This is a genomic window from Cryobacterium sp. BB736 (assembly GCF_014980265.1).
Classification (GTDB): domain Bacteria; phylum Actinomycetota; class Actinomycetes; order Actinomycetales; family Microbacteriaceae; genus Terrimesophilobacter.
Map to the genome: position 1 here is coordinate 402,825 of NZ_JABXWQ010000001.1, position 20,103 is coordinate 422,927.

Genomic DNA, 20,103 nt, shown 5'->3' on the forward strand with positions numbered 1-20,103 from the left:
AGGGCGGGCGGTCAGTCCTGCACCATCGGGTCGGTCGGGCCGGCCAGCGCCGCCTCGTCCCCGTTGTCGATGTCCTCGGGGTTCGGCAGCCCAGCCAGGAACCGGAAGAACACCACACACGCGATCGCCGTGCCGAGGCCACCGACGATGAACGGCAGCGTCAGGTCGATGCGTCCGATGAACCCGCCGATCACCGCCCCGATCGGCATGCTGCCCCACAGCAGGGTCCGCCAGGTGCCGTGCACCCGGCCGAGCAGCCGCCCAGGGATCACGCTCTGCCGCAGTGACATCACCAGAATGTTCCACGACGTGATCGTGGCGCTCGAGATCAGGAACCCGAGCCCCGCCGCCCATAGCGTCGGCACGAACCCGATGAGCGCCAACGCCAGCCCGGAGACCACCGCGCTCACCGCCATCACCGGCCCGGAGTTGAAGCGGGCCTTCAGCCGCGACGTCACCATCGACGCGACGACGCCGCCGACCGCGCCGCTCAGCATGAACACCCCGAACCACTCCTCCGGCAGCGCGAGGTAGTCGACGAGGTACAGCACGAAGCTCGCGGTCGCCGCCGACCCGCATAGCCCGAGGAAGGTGCTGAGCAGCAGCAGCTTCACGAGCATCGGATCCGACCGGATGAACCGGTACCCGTCCACATACTGCCGATACCAGGCGACGTGCGGCTCCCCCGCCGCATTGGCGTACTGGCGTCCGGATGCCGCCTTTGGCAGCGCGAACGCCAACCCGACGGCGAGCGCGAACACCGCGACGTTGGCGCCGAGCGGGATCAGCACGGAGATACCGAAGAACATTGCGGTGATCGGCCCGGCGAGGAAGTTCTGCACAACCAGCTCCGCACCCTCGATGCGGGAGTTCGCGCGCGGCAGGTTCGCCTTGCCGACGATGCTCGGCACGACCGCGCGGATGGCGCCGTCGTAGACCGTCTCGAAGGTGCCGTACAGGAACACGATGACGTAGATCCACCAGATGGTCAGTGCACCGTTCATCGTCAGCACGAACAGCGCGGCCGCGAGCAGCGTGCGCACGGTGTTCGCGACGCCGAGCGCCACCCGGCGGTCGATCCGGTCGATCAGGATGCCCGCCGGAATCGCGAAGAACAGCCACGGCAGCAGCACAAGCGCCGCGACCCCGGACACCAGCAGCGGGTCGCTGGTCACCTGCACCGCGAGCAGCGGGATCGCGGTGCGCGCGATTCCGTCACCGAGACTGCTGGACAGGTTCGCGGTGAAGACATTTGTGAAGGCAGCCCCAAGGCCCTTCTTGGTGTCGGTCTGCAAGAGCGCCCTTTCAGGAGTCGGCTACGTCACGCTAAATCGTCTTATGCCTGCCCGCAAGGTGCTCAGCCGACCGCGGTGGCGACCACTCGCGCCAACCGCTTCCGCACCACGTGATCGTTCCCCTCGACCTTGTGCACGTTCACGTTGCGCAGCTGCTCCACGATCCTGAGCCCGGCGGGGGCCAGGAACGGGTCGAGGGTGCCGTAGATGACCTCGACCGGCACGGTCACGGATGCGAGGTCACTGATCGTGGTCTGCGATTCGATCGAATTCTCCAGGGACAGCACGAACGCGTCCCAGTTCTGTTCGGTCACCTCGAGCACGTTCTTGATCGGCGCGAGCTTGCCGATCCAGCCGGCGTTCCGGATCGTGAACTCCTTGTTGTTCCGCAGGTAGTCATAGATCTTCAGGAACAGCCCGAGCGCTGCACGCTCAACCGGGTCGGCCACCGCCTCCGGACGCACATAGACGGGAGGCGCGACGAGCACGAGTTTGGTGAGCCGCTTGCCCTGCTCGGCCGCGTACCGCGCGCCGATGAGACTGCCCATCGAGTGGCCGACCAGCACGAACTTCTCGCGCAAGCGCAGCATCCGGATGGTCCGCTCGAGCGCGGCGACGTGTTCCTCGACCGTGTAGGTCGCGTCGGCGGGCGCCGGTGAGCCGCCGAAGCCCATCAGGTCGATCGAGATGACGCGGTGGCGGTCGGCGATGAGCGGCACCAGGAACTCGAAGGTTACCGACGACGACGCGATCCCGTGGATGAGGATGACGGGCGGGCCGCTGCCCACGTCGCCGGCGATGTGGAGCAACGGCGCGCGTCTGCCGCGCACCCAGTCCAGCAACCCCATGCCCTAAGTATTGCGGAGGTAGGTGGCGTCGCTTGACGCGAGTGCTGACGCGCGCGGCCGCCGCTGACGAGCAACTCGTGTCAAACGTTGGGTGGTGCACGGATGCCCAACGCCAATAGCGTGAACGCCATGAGGCGCATCCTGTTCACATCCGTGCTGCTCCTGACTGGGCTCGGCCTCGCCGGGTGCACCGGCTCGATGTCCGGCAGCTTCGACGAGGGGGTCGTCTCCCCGGCCTCCCCGCCCATGCAGGGACCGATCACCGACTCGGAGTCGGGCGGCGACCTGCAGAGCGGCGGCGAGCAGATCATCGTCACCGGCAACGTGTCGATCACCGTCGAGTCGCCGATCGCCGCCGCCGACGAGACCGCGCGCATCGTGGACCAGGCCGGCGGCCACATCGCGAGCCGCACCGAGCGGGCCCCGGATGACCGTGCGCCGGGAAGCGCCCGGCTCGTCGTGCGCATCCCCACCGCCGAGCTCACCCGCACGCTCGATGGCATCAAGGCGCTCGGCGACGCGAACGAGACGAGCCTCGACGAGACCAACGTGTCGAGCCAGCTGAAGGACCTCGACGCGCGCATCGCCGCACTTCAGGCGTCGGTCGACCGGCTGATCGTGCTGATGGCGGGTGCCGACACCACGGCGGATCTCATCACCATCGAGCAGGCGCTCTCCGAGCGTCAGGCGAACCTGGAGAGCCTGCAGGCGCAGAAGCGCTCGCTCGACGACCAGGTGCAGTTGTCGACGATCACCATCTACTTCATCTCCGAGAAGGATGCGCCGGTTCAGCAGCCGGAGACGTTCCTCAGCGGCCTGATCGCCGGCTGGAACGCGTTCGTCGGCTTCTGGGCGACGATGCTGGTGTTCGTCGGTGTCGCAGCACCGTGGCTGATCTTCGTAGGTCTAGTCGCCGCGATCGTCCTCTGGGTGGTGCGCCGCAGTATCCGGAAGACGTCCAGCCAGGCACCACCGCCGACGACGCCCGCCAGCACTGACGCGTCCTAGTCGGCCTGACCCCAGCGGGGAGGCGCCGGCTCGGATCGTCCCGCGACGTCGTAGGGGCTGATCGCCTTGGGCGGGTCCTGTTCGCCGCTGAGTTCGCGCAGCCGCCCGATGGTGTCGCGCGCCTCGTCGACGACCGTGAGCAGCGCCGGGATCAGGGCAAGCAACCGCCCGACCCGCTCCGCGTCGGTGCTGCCATCCGCGTCGTAGATGATGCCCATCGCGTTGTCGCGGAGCACCGCGGCACGATCGAACAGGTCGCCCGAATCGCCGGCCCTCGCGACGGCGCTGGACGCGAGCAACTCGATCTCGCGACCGAGGTTCGCCAGTGCGTCATCCGGTTCGGGGGTTGTCTCAGCCACCATTCGATTATCCGCTCGCGCAGGATGCTCCGGACACGACGACACCCCGCCGACCCGAAGCGGCGGGGTGTCCAAGCGGGGTTAACCCTTGAACGCGTCCTTCACGTTCTCGCCCGCCTGTTTGAGGTTGGCCTTCGTCTGGTCACCCTTGCCTTCGGCCTCGAGGCGTTCATCATCGGTCATCTTGCCCGCTGCCTCTTTGGCCTTGCCTGCGACCTCTTCGGCCTTGTTCTTCATCTTGTCGTCTGCGCCCATGTCATCCTCCAGATGGTGTCGGTGACGAAGTTCGTCTGTGTCACAAAAGTACTGATCGGCCCACGAATCTTCGGGCAAAGTCAGCGAATGCCCAGAAGAGTGACGACTCGCAATCAGCCGACGCTCACGGGCGCGATGTTGTGGTTGCGCCGGAACACGTTGTCGGGGTCGTACCGTGCCTTCACCCGCTGCAGCCGCTCCCAGGTAGCACCGGGGTAGACGTCGCGCACCCGCCGCGGCGGCTCGTGGCCGAAGAAGTTGAGGTAGGCGGCGTCGTCTTGCTTCAGCTCGTGCCAGAGTTCGTCCACCCAGTCCTCGAGTTCCGCCACCTCGCTGCCGTCGAAGGTGTACGCGGCGAAGTTGGCCAGCAGGCGACGTCCGCGGTGCGCGTACGCCGTCGCATCCACCGGTATCCGGTCGATGGCTCCCCCGAGTACCCGGATGCCGGTGCTCGCCATCGGGGCGGTGGCCGATCGCAGGCGGTCGACGATGAACTGCGCCTGCTCGAGGGTCAGCGCCTCGAGGAACATGGTGCGAGCGGAGCCGACCGGGTGGATGTCCAGAGCCTGCTCGGGGATCAGCGCCGCATACGGCAGCTCGGCGACCTGCTCCATGAGCGGTTCGGCGATGGCGCGCACCGGCGCAAGTGCCGCTTCAGCCGATTCGGGATCACCGACGTAGGCGACGTTGAGCATGATGACGAGCTTGCCGTGCACCGCCTCGGGGAGGAACGGCATCGGCGGCGCGACCATCGAGTTCACCATCAGGGTCAGCTCTTCGGGTGCATTGGCGGCGTAGTCGACGACGGCCGCGAGCGCTTCGGCGCTGCCGGGGAGCACGATCATGCCGCCGGTCAGCGTTGGCAGGTCCCAGAGGCGGAACTTGAACCGGGTGACGACACCGAAGTTGCCACCGCCACCGCGGATGGCCCAGAACAGGTCAGGGTGGTTGTGCTCATGGGCCACCACGAGTTCGCCGTCGGCGGTGACCACCTCGGCGGCGAGCACGTTGTCGATGGTGAGACCGTGTACCCGGCTGAGGTAGCCGAGACCTCCGCCCAGGGTGATGCCGCCGATGCCGACGTCACCGATGTCGCCGAAGCCGGTGGCGAGACCGAGCTCCCCGACCGCCTGGGTGTATTCACGCACCGTCATGCCGGTCTCAGCCCAGGCGGTGCGCTCCTCGGCGTCGATGCTGAGCGCCTTCATCCCGGACAGGTCGAGCACGATCCCGCCGTCGCACAGCGCGAACCGGTCAGAGCTGTGCCCGCCGCTGCGGATCGCGAGCTCGACCCCGGTGGGGGCGACGAGCCGCACGGTGGATGCCACGTCATCCGGTGTCTGCGCGAGCACCACGGCGGCGGGGCGGATCGGCTCGCCGCCGTAGAACACGACGAGAGCCGCCGCGTACCGCTCGTCCTCGGCGGTGACGACCGCGTCGCCGAGAGTGGCTCGCAGCTGTTCGATCAGTTCGGTGGTGTCGGGCATGGGCTGGGCCTCTCAGTGGGGTTCTGCAGTTGCATCGACCGCCGACATGGCTTATTCCTGCTCGGCGAGCGCCTTCTCGAGCCGCTCCAACTTCGCGGAGAGCTCGCCCTCGCGGGGCTCGGTGCGGATGTCGGCTTTCAGCACGAGCGAGATCCGGGAGCCGAACGGCGCGACCGCCTCGGTCGCCCGCTTGATGACGTCGAAGACCTCGTCCCATTCGCCCTCGATGGTCGTGAACATCGAGTCGGTCTGGTTGGGCAGCCCCGAGGAGCGCACGATGCGCACCGCGGCGGCGACAGCGTCGTGAACCGAGCCATCCGTGCGCCCGGTTCCGCTCGGCGCTACGGAGAATGCGACCAGCATCGTTCCTCCTGGGGTCGTCTACGCGATGACTGTACTCCGCGCATCCGTCATCGATTGAGCGCCCGGATGCGCGCGGTCAGCACCGTCGCGAAGGCGCACCACACGGCGTACGGCGCGAGTGCCAAGCCGAACGTCGGCTTCGCGGCACCCGCACGTCGCGCCAGGTCGGTACTGCTTGCGGCCAACGCCGCAGCCACCCCGACGGACAGCGGCAGGTTGTGGAAGCGGAAGAACGCCCACGACCACCCCGCGTTCAGCGCGAGGTTCACCGCCATCGCGGTGAGGTAGCTCTCGCGCTGCTGGTCGGTCTGCTCGGGATCATCCAGCGCGGCGGCCGAGGTGAAGGCGATGTCGGCGTAGAGGGAGGTCCAGACGACCGGGAACACCTCGGGCGGCGGCTGGAAGCTCGGCTTCCGCAGCCGCCGATACCAACGGCTGCGGACCCCGTTGCTGGCAACAGAGCCGAGCAGGGCAGCCGCAGCGGTTGCCGTGCCGGTGATGGCGAGCGCCCGGAGATACATGGGCTACTGCTGTTGCTGCTCCGCGCCGGCGATGTTGATCATCCAGCTCACCCCGAACTTGTCCTGCAGCATCCCGAACGCGTCGCCCCAGGGCGCCACTTCGAGCGGCATCGTGATCGTCCCGCCATCAGCGAGCCTGTCCCAGTAGCCACGAAGCGTTCCGTCGTCCTGATTGGCGCCACTCAGCGAGACGGAGAAGTTGTTGCCGGGGGTGTACTCCATGGCGTTGGGGCTGTCGGCTGCCATCAGCACCAGGTCCGTCGACCTGAGCTGGGCGTGCATGATCTTGTCCTTCTCGGTGATGTCCTCGCTCGCCTGGTACTCCTCATAAGTACTCATGTCGAGTGAGCCGCCGAACACGTCGTGGTAGAACTCCATCGCCTGGCGCGCGTTGTCGCGAAAGTTCAGATACGGGTTGAGGGTGACAGCCATCATCGTCTCCTAGTCGGGTGGAGGGTCGTCTGACGATTATTTACCCGGACTGCCGACATCCGCGTCCCCCTCCCAGAGGACTTGCAGGATGACGCGCCAGCCCTACGGGCGACATCCCCCATCGAGTCGGGAGTAGATGCCCAAATGACCCCTCGCATAAGGGCAACTACTCCCGACTCAACGGGTAGCGGATGCCCGGGCGAGCGTCAGTCGGCGGATGCCTGGGCGACGGGCTCCGGCGCGGCGGCGGCGGCCGACCCGGCCGCCATGGCGCGCCGGCCGGCGGGAACTGTGATGGCGATCACGACGACGACGAGCATGATCAGTCCGGCGGCGACGAGCAACGACTCGACACTGAAGACGTCGGCCAACGGGCCGAGCACGCTCATCCCGAGCGGCATCGCTACCGCCATGACGATGCCGACGAACCCGAACACCCGACCCTGCTTCTCCGGCTCCACCTTCTCCTGGATGAGCGTCATCGACGGCGTGGAGAAGTACGGAACCGCGAGCCCGAACACGAACATGAACGCCGAGAACACCCAGAAGTTGGTGCTGAGACCCAGCGCGAGGGTCACCACGGCGAACAAGAGCGAGGTGACCACGATCATCGCGACCCGGTTCTTCGCGCCGGCCCAGATGGCAATGAGCACCCCGGCGATCAGCATCCCGATGCTGAAGGCGAGTTCGACGACGGCGAGCATCCAGACATCGTCCCCGAAGCTGCGCGCCACCATGAGCGGGGTCAGCGACGACGGCGCGGCGGCCAGCACGAAGACGATCGCGAACAGCACCAGCAGCCACCGGATGAAGGTGTGGCTGGCGATGTAGCGCACGCCCTCGACGAGGTCGGTGAAGTACGGCACGTGCTCGTCGCTGGCGCGACGGATGGTCGCCACTGGCACCAGCAAAAGCAGCCCGATGCCGATCACGGCGGTGACGACGTCGATGAAGAAGATGCCGATGATCGACAGGTTGGCGTAGACGAGCGCGGCCACGGCGGGCGTGATGAGCATCATCGCGGACTGGATCGACCCGTTGATGCCGTTGACCCGCATCAGGTGTTCCGTCGGGGTGATCTGCGGGATGAGCGCAGACACGGCCGGCATCTGGATGCCGGCTCCGGCCGAGCGGATGGCGAGGGTCAGGTAGATGAGCCACAGCCCGTCGTAGCCGGCGAGCAGGAAGATGGCGAGCGCGAGCGTCGAGACGGCGATGGCGGAGTCGGCGACGACGATGAGGAACTTGCGGTTCATCCGGTCTGCCCACACGCCGCCGAAGATGGAGACGATCGCCTGCGGCAGGAAGCCGAAGATTGCGGCGAGCGCCAGCACCAGACCGGACTGGGTCAGCAGGGTGAGGTGCCACATGATGGCGTACTGCACCAGCATGGAGCCGAACAGCGAGACCGTCTGGCCGCCCAGGAAGACTGCGACGTTGCGCTTCCAGCGCGCGGGTGCTGGGTCCCCGACGACGGTGTGCTCGACTGTGGGCGTCGCGCCGGCGGCGGCGTCAGACATAGCTGTCTCCTGGTGCGTGAGAAAAAGGGGAGCGGATCAGAATACACCGGCGCGGGCTGGCGTGTCAGCTTTTCCTCGCGCTCAGCGGAGGGCGTTCACGAGAGTTGCCATCAGCCGGTAAGGCAGGCTGCGGTTCTTCACCTGGTTGAGCGTGCCGCACAGGTAGAGGTCGAGGTCTGGTACGCGGTAGAGCACGCTCCCGGATGCGCCGGAGTGGCCGATCATCGCGGGCACTGGCGCGAACGGCGAGAGGATGCGCGGCAGCGCGAACCGCATGATGCCGATGCCGTACTCGAGTGGGGTGAAGACGGTGCGCCAGGTGGCGGTGAGCTCGTCGATGTACTCGACCGGGAAGAGGTCGCCGGTCAGGAACGCCCGTAGGAATTCAATGCCGTCGTCGGTGGTCGACACGATGGAGCCGTCCGGTCCGAACGAGGCCATCGCCTGCGGCCGGGGCAGCGGCGCGCGGCCGTTGAGGAAGGAGGACACTGTGTCGGCGCGGTCGAGCGTTGACTCGGTGAACAGGTAGGTGTCGTCGAGGCCGAGCCGGCGGATGACGCGCTCGTCGACCCCAGCCTCGTAGCTTCCGGCGGTGACTGTCTCGATCACCTTGCCGAGCAGCTGGAAGTTGGTGTCCGAATACAGCGCCTTGCCCGGCGTGCCGGGCGCGAACGGGGCGGGCAGCTGGCGGGAGGTGCCGACTGCGTCATCGAAGCTCCAGCGAACGTCGTCGCGCAGCATCCGGGCCATGACGCTTTCCCCGCCCTTCGGCGCGCCCTCGAAGTAGTCGGGGATGCCGGAGGTGTGCGACAGCAGGTGGCCGATGGTGATGCCTGCGGCGCGGTCGGTGCCGCCGAAGGTGTTGAGGCCGGCGAGCGTGTCGGCGCCGAGGATGTCTGCGGCCGGGGTGTCGAAGGTCAGGTCGCCGCTCGCGCGCAGTTGCAACACGATGGCGGTGGTGTAGAGCTTGGTGACGCTCGCGATGAAGTACTGCTTGGGCTCACCGAACGACCACTCGAGGCCGGTGCTCGGCTGGGTGATGCCAAACTGCAGTTCGTGCACGTCGCTGCGCTGCGCGAACCGCTCGGCGATGCGGTCGAGCTTGGCGGTGACGTCGGACTGCAACTGCTGCATGGGAACAACCTAGGGGCCGAGGGTTAACGACGGGCGAACAAATCTCACTGGCTGGGCGCGCGGGCGACGCTCACGGCATGGGGAGGTCGGCTCCATATCCAACGCAGTCCCCCAGCACGTCGCGGCACTCGTCGTATGGGCTGCCTTCGACCTCCACCCGACCGCCGGCGGTGTGGGCCACGTTGGGGAGCAGGAAGGTGGCCGAGAAGCTTCCGTCGGCAGCGGGGACGACTCGACCGAGCGGGAAGGTTTCGTCTCCCGAAAGAACGGTCACCCAATACTCGCGATCGTCGCCGAGGCCGAGGCCGAGGTCGCAGTCGACACCGGGTGCCTGGATGGTCAGCAGGGTCTCTGCGCTTACGTCACCACCGGACTCGATCACGGTGACGTCGAGCGGCGACGGCAGACAATCGGCCGACGAGCATCCGGTGAGACCTGCTCCCATTACGACCGCCAGCGCGCTCACCGCTGCTCCACGCCTTACGGCCCCGAGACGACTCACGCTCGCGCTCGGACCACAGCACCAAGAGCCGCCACGACGGCGGCCGCGCCTCCGATCACCCAGACCTGAGTCGCGTGGCCGCCCAGTGCACTGCGGCAGTCCTCGATCGCCGCGCCCACTGTTGCACAGGGTTGAACATCGATCCGCACCTGGCGAGATACGTTTCGATCCCGCCCAATCGATCGCCACAGTTCGTGCCGCCGTCGCCACTGGGCCGGAGTAAGAGTCACGCGCAGAACCTACCGGACAGCCGCAGCTGAGAGCGCGAATGATGGATGAGCGATTTGCGACTCCCCGCCTCGGCGCGTCAAATTAGCTCGCTGGTGTCGCCGTCCGGAACTCAATCTTTCGCTTGAGACTGTGTCCCCAGGCATAGTCGCCGGTTTCCCGTTGCGCTCGTCCCAGCACGATGCTGGGGGCAGTCCCCAACTCTTTCGCTAGGGCAAGCACGCCCGCAATGTCGCGCGTGCGCGGTAGTCGCGGAACGAATTGGGGTGGAATAAGCACATTTGATGCGAAGGCGTCCGCCTCCTCCTCGGCGCGAGTCAAGTCGCCATTGAGGTAGAGCTCCTTGCCGCCATGGAGCACAACGTGCCCTAACTCGTGGAATAGGGTGAACCAGACTTGGTCATCGGTCTTCCCCCGCAGGGACAGCTGGATAATGGGCCGCCCGTTCAGCCACCGGGTGGCACCGTGGATACCAAGACCCGGCACCGCCGGTATGAAGCACAGGACAATGCCCACCTCGCGGAGCCGCTCGACAGCGTCATCGATTGCCTCGAGGACCTCGCCGCTCGTCAGAGCGCGCAACCCTGGAAGCTGAGTTTCCAACGCCGAGCGGTCAAACGCTGGCAGCTCATTGAGTTCGTCGTGGTGCCGCTCAGCCAGCGCCAACCACGTGGCGATGGCCGGTGCATGCTCGCGACCGACGGCAGCGCGGCGGTAGGCGACGCTGCCTTCTGCCCACGTCGTCTCGAACGCACTCAGACTCGCCACGCCTAGGACGCCGAGGAGCTGGCGCACGGTGTCGGCGCGCTCCCTCGCCGACGCTGTGACGTACCCCCACTTGCGGAGGTAGCTCAGCGGAAACGCCTTGGCTTGCTCGTACTGGGCCTCAAGCTCCCTGGTCTCCTGAACTCGCGCGAGATCGCTACGGTACCCGCTCTCGTACTGGTTCCAGATGCGAGCTGGCACACCGGTGACCCGCTCCAAAGCCAAGGCGAGCGGATGCGAAAGCGGAGCCTTGCCGCTCAGTAGCTCGCTCACGTGCTTGCGGGTGACATCCAGTCGACGGGCGAGCTCGGCCGCGTTGATACCCTCATCCTCCATCCACTCAGCGATGAAGTCGCCCGTGGTGACGATGTAGTTCGGGGTCGTAGTAGTCATGGTCTCCTCCTTTCGTTTACATCCGCCGCCGTCAGCGACCGTGGTAATCGACGATCTCAATAACGATCACGGTGTGCGCATCTCGCTCGTCGGGTTGAACGATGAGCCGCCAATTCCCGGTGAGGCGTGCCGACCATTGACCGCTTCTGTCGCCGCTTAACTGCTCCCATCGGCCGGTGCCAAGCAGCAGATCCTGCATTTCGGTGGCATATCGCAACTCAGCGATACGCAGCTTAAGCGCCTTCGCGACCTGTGCGCCGAGCTTGCGCTGCATGTAGCGCTCGTCGGTGCACTGTCGCTCCAGCTCCCGTTCCGCGTAGTCGAGTTGCATCAAGCCATGTTACCTAAATCGTAACACTTTCACCACCGGGAAGAAAGACCTCGCCCTAATCGCGAACCCCACCACTCAGCCCGAAGAACCTTTCGAAGAACTCACCAAGCTTCGTAACCACTCGCTGCTTCTTCTCGCCGTGACCACCGTCGCTCGCGAAGCGCGACGCTGGCGGCAGCACCTTGGTGATCGCCGTCCCCGTCGTGCGGAGCGCACCGTCGCGGAACGCGGTCTCGACAAACGCCCGCGTGGCGTCTGCGCGAAGGTTTTCCTCGGCGATGATCGCCTCAAGCTCCGCCGCGCGCTTCGCAGCGATGAACGCCTGCCACTCCTCGTCGATCGCACCGTCGACAGAAACGGAGTCGACAAAGGCCTCGATGAGGTCTTTCTTGTTGCGCAGGGTGGGGCTCGCGTCGACGGCGCGCGAGATCTCGGCCCGGATCTCTTTGTCCTCACCGTCGCCATACTGCTCGCGGTACTTCTGCACCAGCATGAGGATGTAGTCGACGTTGATCTCGACCTGCTTGATCAGTTCGATCTCGAAGACCACGTCGTCGTTAATGATCTCCTTGTCCGCGTCCCTGTACTGACGGAATTCGGCGTACAGATCGAGGTAGACGCTGCGGTAGTCCTGGCCCTGCCGTGCGCTCAGGATCTCATTTCCGGCGAAGTCGTCGAACGAGCTGAGGATGTTCTCCAGCCGCAGGATCTGCCCGAACAGGGCGATGAACTCCTTCTGCGCGCTCTCCCCCACGATCGGCTGCCCGATGGGGAACGCCGCCAGCAGCTCACCGACCTTGTCGGCGTACTCGCCGTAATACTCCGCGTATGGCTTGAGGAGCACAACACCACGCGCATCCTTGTTGCCGAACAACTCGAGAGCAGCGTTGGTCTCTTCTTCGAGGTTGCGGAAGGCCACAATGTTGCCGTAGGTCTTCACCGAGTTCAGGATGCGATTGGTGCGCGAGTACGCCTGGATCAGTCCGTGGGCACGCAGGTTCTTGTCGACGAACAGCGTGTTCAAGGTGGTGGCGTCGAACCCGGTCAGGAACATGTTCACCACTATCACCAGGTCGAGCTCGCGGTTCTTCAGCCGCAGCGAGAGGTCCTTGTAGTAGTTCTGGAACTTGTCGGCGCTCGTGTCGTAGCTCGTGCCAAACATGTCGTTGTAGTCCTGGATAGCATCCTCTAGGAAGCTCCGCGCGTCGGCGCCAAGTGCGTCAGTGTCGAACGCTTCGTCGTCGAGGATGCCGTCGTCGCTGGCATCGTTCGCCCCGTACGAGTAGATGATGCCGACCTTCAGCCTGCGATCCCGCTGGAGCTGCTCCTGCTGGATCTGGAATTGGTTGTAGTAGCGGCGGGCCGCGTCGATGGATGCCGTGGCGAAGATCGCGTTGAACCCGCGCACGCGCTTGCGCTCGCGAACGGCCTCGGCCTGCCGGCGGGCGCGCGTCGATTCGGCCACATTCGCGACTACGGAGTGCTCGTAGCTAGAGGACCGTCTGGTCTTCTGGTCGTAATGCTCCAGCGTGTACTTCACGATCTCCCGGATGCGCTCCAGCGCGAGCAATGCCCGCTCGGTGTCGATCGCAGAGACCTGCTTGTCGAGCACATTCCCCACCTTGACGGTGTTGACGTAGTCGATCCGGAACGGCAGCACGTTCTTGTCGGTGATCGCATCGACGATCGTGTACGTGTGCAGCTTCTCGCCGAACGCCTGTTCGGTGGTCTTCAACTGCGGGTTGCCGCCGCTGCCCGCGTTCGCGGAGAAGATCGGGGTGCCGGTGAACCCGAACAGATTGTACCGCTTGAACGCCTTCGTGATCGCGGTGTGCATGTCCCCGAACTGCGACCGGTGGCACTCGTCGAAGATGAGCACAAGGTGACCGTCGTAGACGGCGTGCCCCTTGTTCCCGGCGATGAATGTCGAGAGCTTCTGGATCGTCGTGATGATGATCCGCGCGCCGGGATCTTCAAGCTGCTTCTTCAACACTGCGGTTGACGTGTTCGAGTTCGCCGCACCCTTCTCGAACCGGTCGTACTCTCGCATCGTCTGGTAGTCGAGGTCTTTGCGGTCGACGACGAACAGCACCTTGTCCACGCTGGGCAGCTTGGATGCCAGCTGGGCGGTCTTGAACGAGGTGAGGGTCTTGCCGGAGCCGGTCGTGTGCCACACATAACCGCCAGCGGCGAGGCTGCCGAGCTTCTTGTAGTTGGTGGAGATGTCGATGCGCTGCAGGATGCGTTCGGTTGCGACGATCTGGTACGGCCGCATCACCAGCAGCAGCCGGTCGGCGGTGAGCACGCAGTACCGGGTGAGGATGTTCAGCAACGTGTGCTTGGCGAAGAACGTCTTGGCGAACGAGGTCAGATCCTGGATCGGCTTGTTCTGAGCATCCGCCCACCACGACGTGAACTCGAAGCTGTTCGAGGTCTTGCGCCCTGTACTCAGCTTCTGGCCCTCCTTGAGGTGGTGGCTGCGCGTGGTGTTCGAGTAGTACTTCGTGAGCGTGCCGTTGCTGATGACGAACAGCTGCACGTACTCGAACAGGCCGCTGCCCGCCCAGAAACTGTCGCGCTGGTAGCGGTCGATCTGGTTGAACGCTTCGCGGATGTCGACACCACGCCGCTTCAGTTCAACGTGCACCATCGGCAGCCCGTTGACCAGGATCGTTACGTCGTACCGATTGGCGAACTTCACGCCGCTGCCGTTGGTCGAAACCCCGGTGGTCGAGCTCGTCGAGACCACCCCATCACCGTTGGCTGAGCTCGCCGGAACCTCGTACTGATTGATCACCTGTAGCCGGTTGTTGTGGATGTTCTGCTTGTCCAGCAGCGTGATGTTCTTCGTCGACCCGTCCTCGCGCTTCAGCAGTTGGACGTGGTCCTCCTGGATCCGAATGGTCTTCTCGACGATGCCGTCGTTCTTGCCTGCGATTTTCTCGCTGAAGAACTGATCCCATTCCGCGTCGGTGAAGTTGACCTGATTGAGGACTTCGAGCTGGGCACGCAGGTTCGCAACCAACTGTGCCTCGGAAGTGATCGGGAGGTACTCGTACGCTTGCGACTGCAGCAGCCGGATGAGTTCGAGCTCAAGCGCAGCCTCCGACTGATACGCCGATTCCGCCTTCGCGTCCGGCACATGCTCGGCAACGACCGTGCTTTCGGCGGAGACGGCGATGGGATCGTACGTGCGCGCGGTGGCATCGATCACGCCGCCTCCTTGAACGTCATCAGACGGTCGCGGTAGTACTCGTACTGTGTTCTTCGCGCAGCCAACTCAGCGGGAAGGCCGATGCTGAGGTCTGCGCCAAGATCATCTAATTGATTCAGCAGAACAACGACTCGCTTCTGTTCGGCAAGCGGGGGGACACGCACAGGAACGTTCATGATGTGCTCTCGCTGGAGCCGCTTGTGACTGTTTGTGCTTCCCGTCACCAGACCTGCCAGCGTCGACATGTTGTCGCGCAACAAATGAGCGAGGTAGTCGAGCGACAGTCGCATATCTGGAACGAGTTGATAGAACTCCGGCGAGGCGTAGGCACCACCCGCAACAACAGGAAGCGACCATACGCGTGGGATATGCGGATTGAGTTTGGCAACCAAGACCGACGGTCCACTGATGCGGTTTTTGGCCGAACCAACGTCCTGAGGTCGCATTCGCTCTGGTCCTAGACCGCGATCAAACGCGGGGAGACTATAGATGGCAACCTCGGTCTCGGTCATCGCACTAGGCGTCACAGCCTTACCGGCGAAACTGACATACTCGCCGAGTACGCTTGGCGCCTGATCACCGCTCAGTAGCACGTGTCGGTAATGCTCGTACTGGCGGTGTCGAGCTACCAGCTCCGCTTCCAGCTCCGCTTCCAGCTGAGTGAACTGATCCAGTACTCGCACGATCTCCCGCTGCACCTCGAGAGGTGGCACAGGGACTCGAACTTTCGCGAGTTGCTTCGCAGACACGTCAATCACCTTCGTTCCTGTCGCAAGCGCCTTCTTCTGCACCCGAAACGATTCAGACTGGAACCAGTACGACAGGTACTTCGAATCCTGATCGTGCTTGATCACCGTCGCATGTCCGCCGGTCACGATCGGTTCACTGCCCAGCCACGCGACGGCCTTGCCTACGTCCTCAACGTTCTCGCTGGTATTCGTAATGATGATGTCGCCGGGCTCGGCTTTCGCGAGCTTCGCTGCTGTTGCCGGCGCAACGAAAGAAATCGTGTCAGTCGCCCACACGCCATAACGCGTGTAGATCTGGCCGTAGTGGATCGCACCGACCCCATCATCGGTGAAATCGGTCTTCGGCATGCCATTGCCGCGGACAAGCCGTGCGATCTCGCCGAGCGGCTTGAACGAGACACCTATGGGGCAGAGGTGTCGGATGAGGTAGTCGATTCGACTCATGATCAGTTCGCCTCGTAGCTCTGCCGAAATAGCGCATATGAACGTTCAAGGTCAGTAGTTGAGCGGAGGCGGAGCTCCAGGTCCCCGGTACCGAGGTGCCCGATTCCCCTCATATCGCGGCTGAACCCGGGCTCCAATTGGATAGAGTCCGGATCAACTTTGAGGTAGACGATGATCTCCTTCGTTTGCGGGTGCGCTTCGACACACGCGAAGTTCTTGATACGACGGAATGCCGCGTACGACTTCAGTTCTCTCGTCGTGACGTCATCGCCCATTGCCTCGCACACATTGGCAACATCTGCGTAGAGGTTCCTAAGATCGTCGCTCGACTGCGACAGCAACTCACGGAACGTCTTGTATGTGTTCGCTGACCGACTCCTGCTGGGAGAGACGCCACGGTTACCGTCCCTGCTCAAAGCGGCACCTTGGGCAACCGCGACCAGTTCGAGCGCAAGCATGTCACCTTCAAAACTTCTGTAACGCACAAGCTCAATGTTGCGGCTCATCTGACTGATCGCATGCTCGTCAAACTTCGTGAAGTCGTTAGCGACGCAGATTACGCGCGGACTTCGCCAATCGATCGACTCAGCAGCGTCGGAGCCGAGCTTGGTGCGAACTAGGACCTCAAAGTCACCTTTGTGGTCTAGAAGCCAATCGAGATAGTAAAGGCCTTGACTCATGACGTTCTCATCGCGCGAGCGCTTGTACTCGAAAATGACGGGCGCGCTGTTCTCATCCAGCCCAAGCGAGTCGACCCGGCCCGCGTGCTTCGCGCCGGTGCTGTACTCCGAGCTCAAAAGTCGGATTCCGAAGAGCGCTTCCATGTTCTGCTCTATTGCCGTTTGGAGCTTCTTCTCTATCGAGAAGGTAGAGCTGACGAGTTCACGCGCCAAGCCGTCGACGATATGAAACAGCTTGAGATCACTCATCGGCTTCCTTCCAGGCCGGCGATGATCCCGTCGACAGACGTGCGCAGTTCCTCCTGCCGGGCAACGATGCGGGCGATCTCGGCGTTCAACTCGGTGATGTCGATGACCTCACGAGTGTCCTCCTGCTCGACGTAGCTGGTGACCGCGATGTTGTACTCGTTCGCCGCGATGTCTTCGTTCGACACCAACTTCGCGATGTGGTCGACATCCTCACGTGCGACGAATGTGTCGAGGATGTGCTGCTGGTTCTCCGAGGTGAGCTTGTTCTTGTTGCCGACCCGCGTGAACTCGGCCGAGGCGTCCATAAACAGTACGGCGTTGTCGGTCTTGGACTTCTTTAGCACGATGATGCATGTGGCGATGGTGGTGCCGAAGAACAAATCGGGCGGCAGCTGGATGACCGCGTCGACGTAGTTGTTGTCGATCAGGTACTTGCGGATCTTCCGCTCGGCGCCACCCCGGTAGAGCACTCCGGGAAACTCGACGATAGCGGCCGTTCCGTTCACGGCGAGCCAGCTCAGGATGTGCATGGTGAAGGCGAGGTCGGCCCGCGACTTCGGGGCGAGCACCCCTGCGGGCGCGTAGCGAGGGTCGTTGATCAGCAATGGGTTGCTGTCGCCTTCCCACTTGATCGAGTAAGGCGGGTTGGAGACGATCGCTTCAAACGGTTCGTCGTCCCAGTGGTGCGGGTCGATCAGGGTGTCGCCGTGCGCGATGTCGAACTTCTCATAGTTCACGTCGTGCAGAAACATGTTGATCCGGGCGAGGTTGTACGTGGTCAGATTGATTTCTTGCCCGAAGAATCCGCCCACGTTCTCACGGCCAAGCACCTTCGCGAACTTGAGCAGGAGGGATCCGGAGCCGGCCGCGGGGTCGTAGACCTTGTTGACGCGCGTCTTGCCGACAACCGCGATCCTCGCGAGCACCTCCGAGACTTCCTGCGGGGTGTAGTACTCGCCGCCGGACTTGCCTGCCTGTGACGCGTACATCTGCATGAGGTACTCGTAGGCGTCCCCGAACAGGTCGATCGTGTTGTCCCCGAAATTGCCCAGCGGCAGGTCGCCGATCGCATCCAGAAGCTTCACGAGCTTCTCGTTACGCCTGGCGACCGTGTTGCCGAGTTTGGAGCTGTTCACATCGAGGTCGTCGAAGAGGCCTTTGAGGTCGCCTTCGCTGTCGGTGCCGACGGCGGAGCCTTCGATGTTCTTGAAGACCGTCTCGAGCGTTTCGTTCAGGTTCGGATCTTGCGGTGCGCGCTTGCGCACGTTCTGGAACAGCTCTGACGGGAGGATGTAGAAGCCTTTTTCGGCGACGGTCTCCGTGCGGCCGAACTCGGCGTGCTCATCCGGCAGCTGGGCGAAGTCGAAACCCGAGTCGCCCGCGGCGTGCTCTCCATTGTTTATGTAGGAGGTGAGGTTCTCGGAGACAAACCGGTAGAACAGCATCCCGAGCACGTAGCTCTTGAAGTCCCAGCCGTCGACGCTGCCGCGCAGATCGTTCGCTATGCGCCAGATCGTCTTGTGCAGCTGGGCGCGCTGCGCTTCCTTCGTTGTGTGTAGCACTGCTCTTCTCCTGCGCCGAGGCGCGCTAGCGTGATCCCCCCGCGGGACGACGCTCCCAACATATCGGCAGCGTGCGACGTTGAGTGGACGAAGCGCCACGCCCTCTCGCAGGATGACACCGAGGTGGACGACAACGGCGGACGCGTGGCCGATCACCGCACCCATGCCATTTGGCCGCCAAGGGCGCTGACCTAGCGCATCGCAACCACAAAGTAAGGGATCCGTGCCAGCACTCCCAACACCGCTCCGATCTGGCACCGAGGTACCCGCGGTCATGCACACCTGGTCAGTTCTGTTCTCTCGCCGCGCCCGCGACACATGTTGGGTGCCGAAACCGACCATGTCGGCGACCTCGGCTACCGTGACTTCTACGGGGTCGCGTGACCCAGGCGGGAGCGAGTGTGAGCACTGAGATCGAGCTGATCAGCGACGGGGACGGACTCGCCGTCATCGGCGACCCAGCGGCCGTGAAGCGCTTCCTTGCTTCTGCCGGCGTGCCGTCGAAAGACTTGGCACTGCAAGAGCGCCTCGGCACCGTTCTGAACGCTGGCTCCGGCGCCGCCCGAGCCGGATCCGAGATCGCGGCCAACTCTGGCCGCTGGGTGAAACTCACCGATGAGTCGGCGAAAGCGATGAAGGTTGGCCAGCTAATGAAGGGCTCGTCAGACGGCGTCAGTCGGGCCATCGCCACGACGGGCAAGGGCAAGGTCACGAAGATCTTGGAGTTCGCCAAGCCCGGGTCGGTCGGCTCAATGCTGACAAATCCTGCCGTTCTCGCCGGTGCCGCGGGAATCATGGCGCAGCTCGCCATGCAGCAGACCATGGACGAGATCACCGACTACCTCGCCAGGATCGACGAGAAGGTCGATGACATCCTCCGCGCCCAGAAGGACGCCGCGATCGCCGAGATGATCGGCGTCGGCTTCGTCATTGACGAAGCGATGACCGTCCGTGAGCACACCGGCCGAATCTCAGAAGTCACCTGGTCGAAGGTCCAAGGTGCCTCGCAAACCATCGCGACGACGCAGGCGTACGCGCTGCGCCAGCTCGACGCTCTGGCGTCGAAGCTCGAGAAGAAGAGTTCCATGGGTGACCTCGCCGAGGCATCCAAAGCCGCGAAGGAAACAGTCCGAGAGTGGCTGGCGGTGCTCGCGCGATGCTTTCAGCTCCAATACGGCCTGGCCGTCCTCGAACTAGACCGGGTTTTTGACTCCAGTCCTGACGAGCTTGACCGGCACCGAATCGGCCTACAGGCAGCACGCCGGAAGCGGCGCGAGGAGATTGGGCGTAGCACCCGACGCCTACTCGAGCGGATGGACGCGGCTGTCGGCACCGCCAACGACAAGGTACTCTTCCACCCGATGAAGTCTGGCGCTGTTGTGCGCTCCGGCAACGAGGTCGCCGCAGACATCATCAACTTCCACGAGCGCCTCGGCATTGAAGCAGACCGCGAATCAATCGCAGCAAAGAGGTGGACCGAGGCGGCCGCCGAAGCGAGAGACACAGCGATCCACGTTGGCTCCGACGGCGTCGAGGCCGTTGGTCGCTTCGGAATGAAGAAGGTCGAAAGCGCGAAGGGTGCGGGAGAGCGCTTCGGGCGAGAGGTCGCCGAGAGGCTGCCCCTTCGACGCAAGGATGAATCAACGACGACCGAAGAGGCCGATCAAACCTGACCATGCGACCGCTTCTCGCCATTTGGCGCGCACCGGTGCGCGCGGCGGAGAACTATCTAACAGCGTCACCTGCCAGGTCAGCGCTCGGGAT

At 64.1% G+C, this 20,103-nt stretch carries 19 protein-coding genes; 2 read left to right on the top strand and 17 right to left on the bottom strand.

All coding sequences use genetic code 11. The features are described from left to right. Positions 1–11: 11 nt before the first annotated feature. Both IRG63_RS01895 and IRG63_RS01900 read right to left on the bottom strand, forming a co-directional pair. Positions 12–1,295, bottom strand: coding sequence for an MFS transporter (locus IRG63_RS01895; protein WP_168625555.1), 1,284 nt, complete (start codon positions 1,293–1,295; stop codon positions 12–14). Between the two features lie 62 nt (positions 1,296–1,357). Then, positions 1,358–2,143: an alpha/beta fold hydrolase gene (locus tag IRG63_RS01900; RefSeq protein ID WP_168625556.1), complete on the bottom strand. Its 786-nt coding sequence runs from the start codon at positions 2,141–2,143 to the stop codon at positions 1,358–1,360. Between the two features lie 129 nt (positions 2,144–2,272). Here IRG63_RS01900 and IRG63_RS01905 point away from each other — a divergent pair, with 129 nt between their 5' ends. Continuing rightward, positions 2,273–3,151: a DUF4349 domain-containing protein gene (locus IRG63_RS01905; RefSeq protein ID WP_193509044.1), complete on the top strand. Its 879-nt coding sequence runs from the start codon at positions 2,273–2,275 to the stop codon at positions 3,149–3,151. Here the strand turns inward: IRG63_RS01905 and IRG63_RS01910 are convergent. The 15 genes from IRG63_RS01910 to IRG63_RS01980 form a co-directional block, all read right to left on the bottom strand. After that, positions 3,148–3,510 carry a hypothetical protein gene (locus IRG63_RS01910; RefSeq protein WP_168625558.1) on the bottom strand — a complete coding sequence of 121 codons (363 nt, stop codon included), beginning with the start codon at positions 3,508–3,510 and terminating at the stop codon, positions 3,148–3,150. The genes IRG63_RS01905 and IRG63_RS01910 overlap by 4 nt on opposite strands. An 81-nt stretch (positions 3,511–3,591) precedes the next feature. Continuing rightward, on the bottom strand, positions 3,592–3,765 hold the full coding sequence (locus IRG63_RS01915) for a CsbD family protein (RefSeq protein ID WP_168625559.1): 174 nt from the start codon (positions 3,763–3,765) through the stop codon (positions 3,592–3,594). A 113-nt stretch (positions 3,766–3,878) separates the two neighbouring features. Next, positions 3,879–5,252, bottom strand: a complete 1,374-nt coding sequence (locus tag IRG63_RS01920) for an FAD-binding oxidoreductase (protein ID WP_193509045.1) — start codon at positions 5,250–5,252, stop codon at positions 3,879–3,881. Between the two features lie 51 nt (positions 5,253–5,303). Continuing rightward, positions 5,304–5,615 carry a thiamine-binding protein gene (locus tag IRG63_RS01925; protein ID WP_193509046.1) on the bottom strand — a complete coding sequence of 104 codons (312 nt, stop codon included), beginning with the start codon at positions 5,613–5,615 and terminating at the stop codon, positions 5,304–5,306. A gap of 47 nt (positions 5,616–5,662) precedes the next feature. After that, positions 5,663–6,136, bottom strand: a complete 474-nt coding sequence (locus tag IRG63_RS01930; RefSeq protein WP_168625562.1) for a TspO/MBR family protein — start codon at positions 6,134–6,136, stop codon at positions 5,663–5,665. Positions 6,137–6,139: 3 nt separating this feature from the next. Continuing rightward, the gene (locus IRG63_RS01935) at positions 6,140–6,568 is read right to left on the bottom strand and encodes a VOC family protein (RefSeq protein ID WP_168625563.1); all 429 of its coding nucleotides are present in this window, start codon (positions 6,566–6,568) and stop codon (positions 6,140–6,142) included. Between the two features lie 206 nt (positions 6,569–6,774). Then, positions 6,775–8,088 (bottom strand): MFS transporter, encoded by a 1,314-nt coding sequence (locus IRG63_RS01940; protein WP_193509047.1) that lies wholly within the window; start codon positions 8,086–8,088, stop codon positions 6,775–6,777. Positions 8,089–8,169: 81 nt separating this feature from the next. Further along, positions 8,170–9,222: a serine hydrolase gene (locus IRG63_RS01945; RefSeq protein ID WP_227411693.1), complete on the bottom strand. Its 1,053-nt coding sequence runs from the start codon at positions 9,220–9,222 to the stop codon at positions 8,170–8,172. Between the two features lie 70 nt (positions 9,223–9,292). Further along, entirely contained in the window at positions 9,293–9,688 is a 396-nt protein-coding gene (locus tag IRG63_RS01950; RefSeq protein WP_193509048.1) for a hypothetical protein, read from the bottom strand. A 348-nt stretch (positions 9,689–10,036) separates the two neighbouring features. Further along, positions 10,037–11,110, bottom strand: coding sequence for an ImmA/IrrE family metallo-endopeptidase (locus IRG63_RS01955; RefSeq protein WP_193509049.1), 1,074 nt, complete (start codon positions 11,108–11,110; stop codon positions 10,037–10,039). 31 nt (positions 11,111–11,141) lie between these two features. Next, positions 11,142–11,441, bottom strand: coding sequence for a type II toxin-antitoxin system RelE/ParE family toxin (locus IRG63_RS01960; protein WP_193509050.1), 300 nt, complete (start codon positions 11,439–11,441; stop codon positions 11,142–11,144). A 55-nt stretch (positions 11,442–11,496) separates the two neighbouring features. Further along, positions 11,497–14,655 carry a type I restriction endonuclease subunit R gene (locus tag IRG63_RS01965; RefSeq protein WP_193509051.1) on the bottom strand — a complete coding sequence of 1,053 codons (3,159 nt, stop codon included), beginning with the start codon at positions 14,653–14,655 and terminating at the stop codon, positions 11,497–11,499. Further along, entirely contained in the window at positions 14,652–15,848 is a 1,197-nt protein-coding gene (locus IRG63_RS01970; RefSeq protein WP_193509052.1) for a restriction endonuclease subunit S, read from the bottom strand. The genes IRG63_RS01965 and IRG63_RS01970 overlap by 4 nt, the downstream gene beginning before the upstream one ends. Before the next feature lie 2 nt (positions 15,849–15,850). Further along, positions 15,851–16,777 carry a DUF5655 domain-containing protein gene (locus tag IRG63_RS01975; protein ID WP_193509053.1) on the bottom strand — a complete coding sequence of 309 codons (927 nt, stop codon included), beginning with the start codon at positions 16,775–16,777 and terminating at the stop codon, positions 15,851–15,853. Further along, positions 16,774–18,339: a type I restriction-modification system subunit M gene (locus tag IRG63_RS01980; protein WP_193509054.1), complete on the bottom strand. Its 1,566-nt coding sequence runs from the start codon at positions 18,337–18,339 to the stop codon at positions 16,774–16,776. Before IRG63_RS01980 ends, IRG63_RS01975 begins: the two co-directional genes overlap by 4 nt. A 401-nt stretch (positions 18,340–18,740) precedes the next feature. On the opposite strand from IRG63_RS01980, the gene IRG63_RS01985 reads away from it, so the two are divergent. Continuing rightward, positions 18,741–20,012 (top strand): hypothetical protein, encoded by a 1,272-nt coding sequence (locus tag IRG63_RS01985; protein ID WP_193509055.1) that lies wholly within the window; start codon positions 18,741–18,743, stop codon positions 20,010–20,012. Positions 20,013–20,103 lie beyond the last annotated feature (91 nt).

What these genes read in the sequence shown, in the direction of transcription:
- IRG63_RS01975 (WP_193509053.1), bottom strand. Translation starts at nt 16,777, where the DNA reads ATGAGTGATCTCAAGCTGTTTCATATCGTCGACGGCTTGGCGCGTGAA.
- IRG63_RS01960 (WP_193509050.1), bottom strand. Translation starts at nt 11,441, where the DNA reads ATGCAACTCGACTACGCGGAACGGGAGCTGGAGCGACAGTGCACCGAC.
- IRG63_RS01970 (WP_193509052.1), bottom strand. Translation starts at nt 15,848, where the DNA reads ATGAGTCGAATCGACTACCTCATCCGACACCTCTGCCCCATAGGTGTC.
- IRG63_RS01900 (WP_168625556.1), bottom strand. Translation starts at nt 2,143, where the DNA reads ATGGGGTTGCTGGACTGGGTGCGCGGCAGACGCGCGCCGTTGCTCCAC.
- IRG63_RS01905 (WP_193509044.1), top strand. Translation starts at nt 2,273, where the DNA reads ATGAGGCGCATCCTGTTCACATCCGTGCTGCTCCTGACTGGGCTCGGC.
- IRG63_RS01915 (WP_168625559.1), bottom strand. Translation starts at nt 3,765, where the DNA reads ATGGGCGCAGACGACAAGATGAAGAACAAGGCCGAAGAGGTCGCAGGC.
- IRG63_RS01955 (WP_193509049.1), bottom strand. Translation starts at nt 11,110, where the DNA reads ATGACTACTACGACCCCGAACTACATCGTCACCACGGGCGACTTCATC.
- IRG63_RS01940 (WP_193509047.1), bottom strand. Translation starts at nt 8,088, where the DNA reads ATGTCTGACGCCGCCGCCGGCGCGACGCCCACAGTCGAGCACACCGTC.
- IRG63_RS01945 (WP_227411693.1), bottom strand. Translation starts at nt 9,222, where the DNA reads ATGCAGCAGTTGCAGTCCGACGTCACCGCCAAGCTCGACCGCATCGCC.
- IRG63_RS01935 (WP_168625563.1), bottom strand. Translation starts at nt 6,568, where the DNA reads ATGGCTGTCACCCTCAACCCGTATCTGAACTTTCGCGACAACGCGCGC.
- IRG63_RS01925 (WP_193509046.1), bottom strand. Translation starts at nt 5,615, where the DNA reads ATGCTGGTCGCATTCTCCGTAGCGCCGAGCGGAACCGGGCGCACGGAT.
- IRG63_RS01930 (WP_168625562.1), bottom strand. Translation starts at nt 6,136, where the DNA reads ATGTATCTCCGGGCGCTCGCCATCACCGGCACGGCAACCGCTGCGGCT.
- IRG63_RS01920 (WP_193509045.1), bottom strand. Translation starts at nt 5,252, where the DNA reads ATGCCCGACACCACCGAACTGATCGAACAGCTGCGAGCCACTCTCGGC.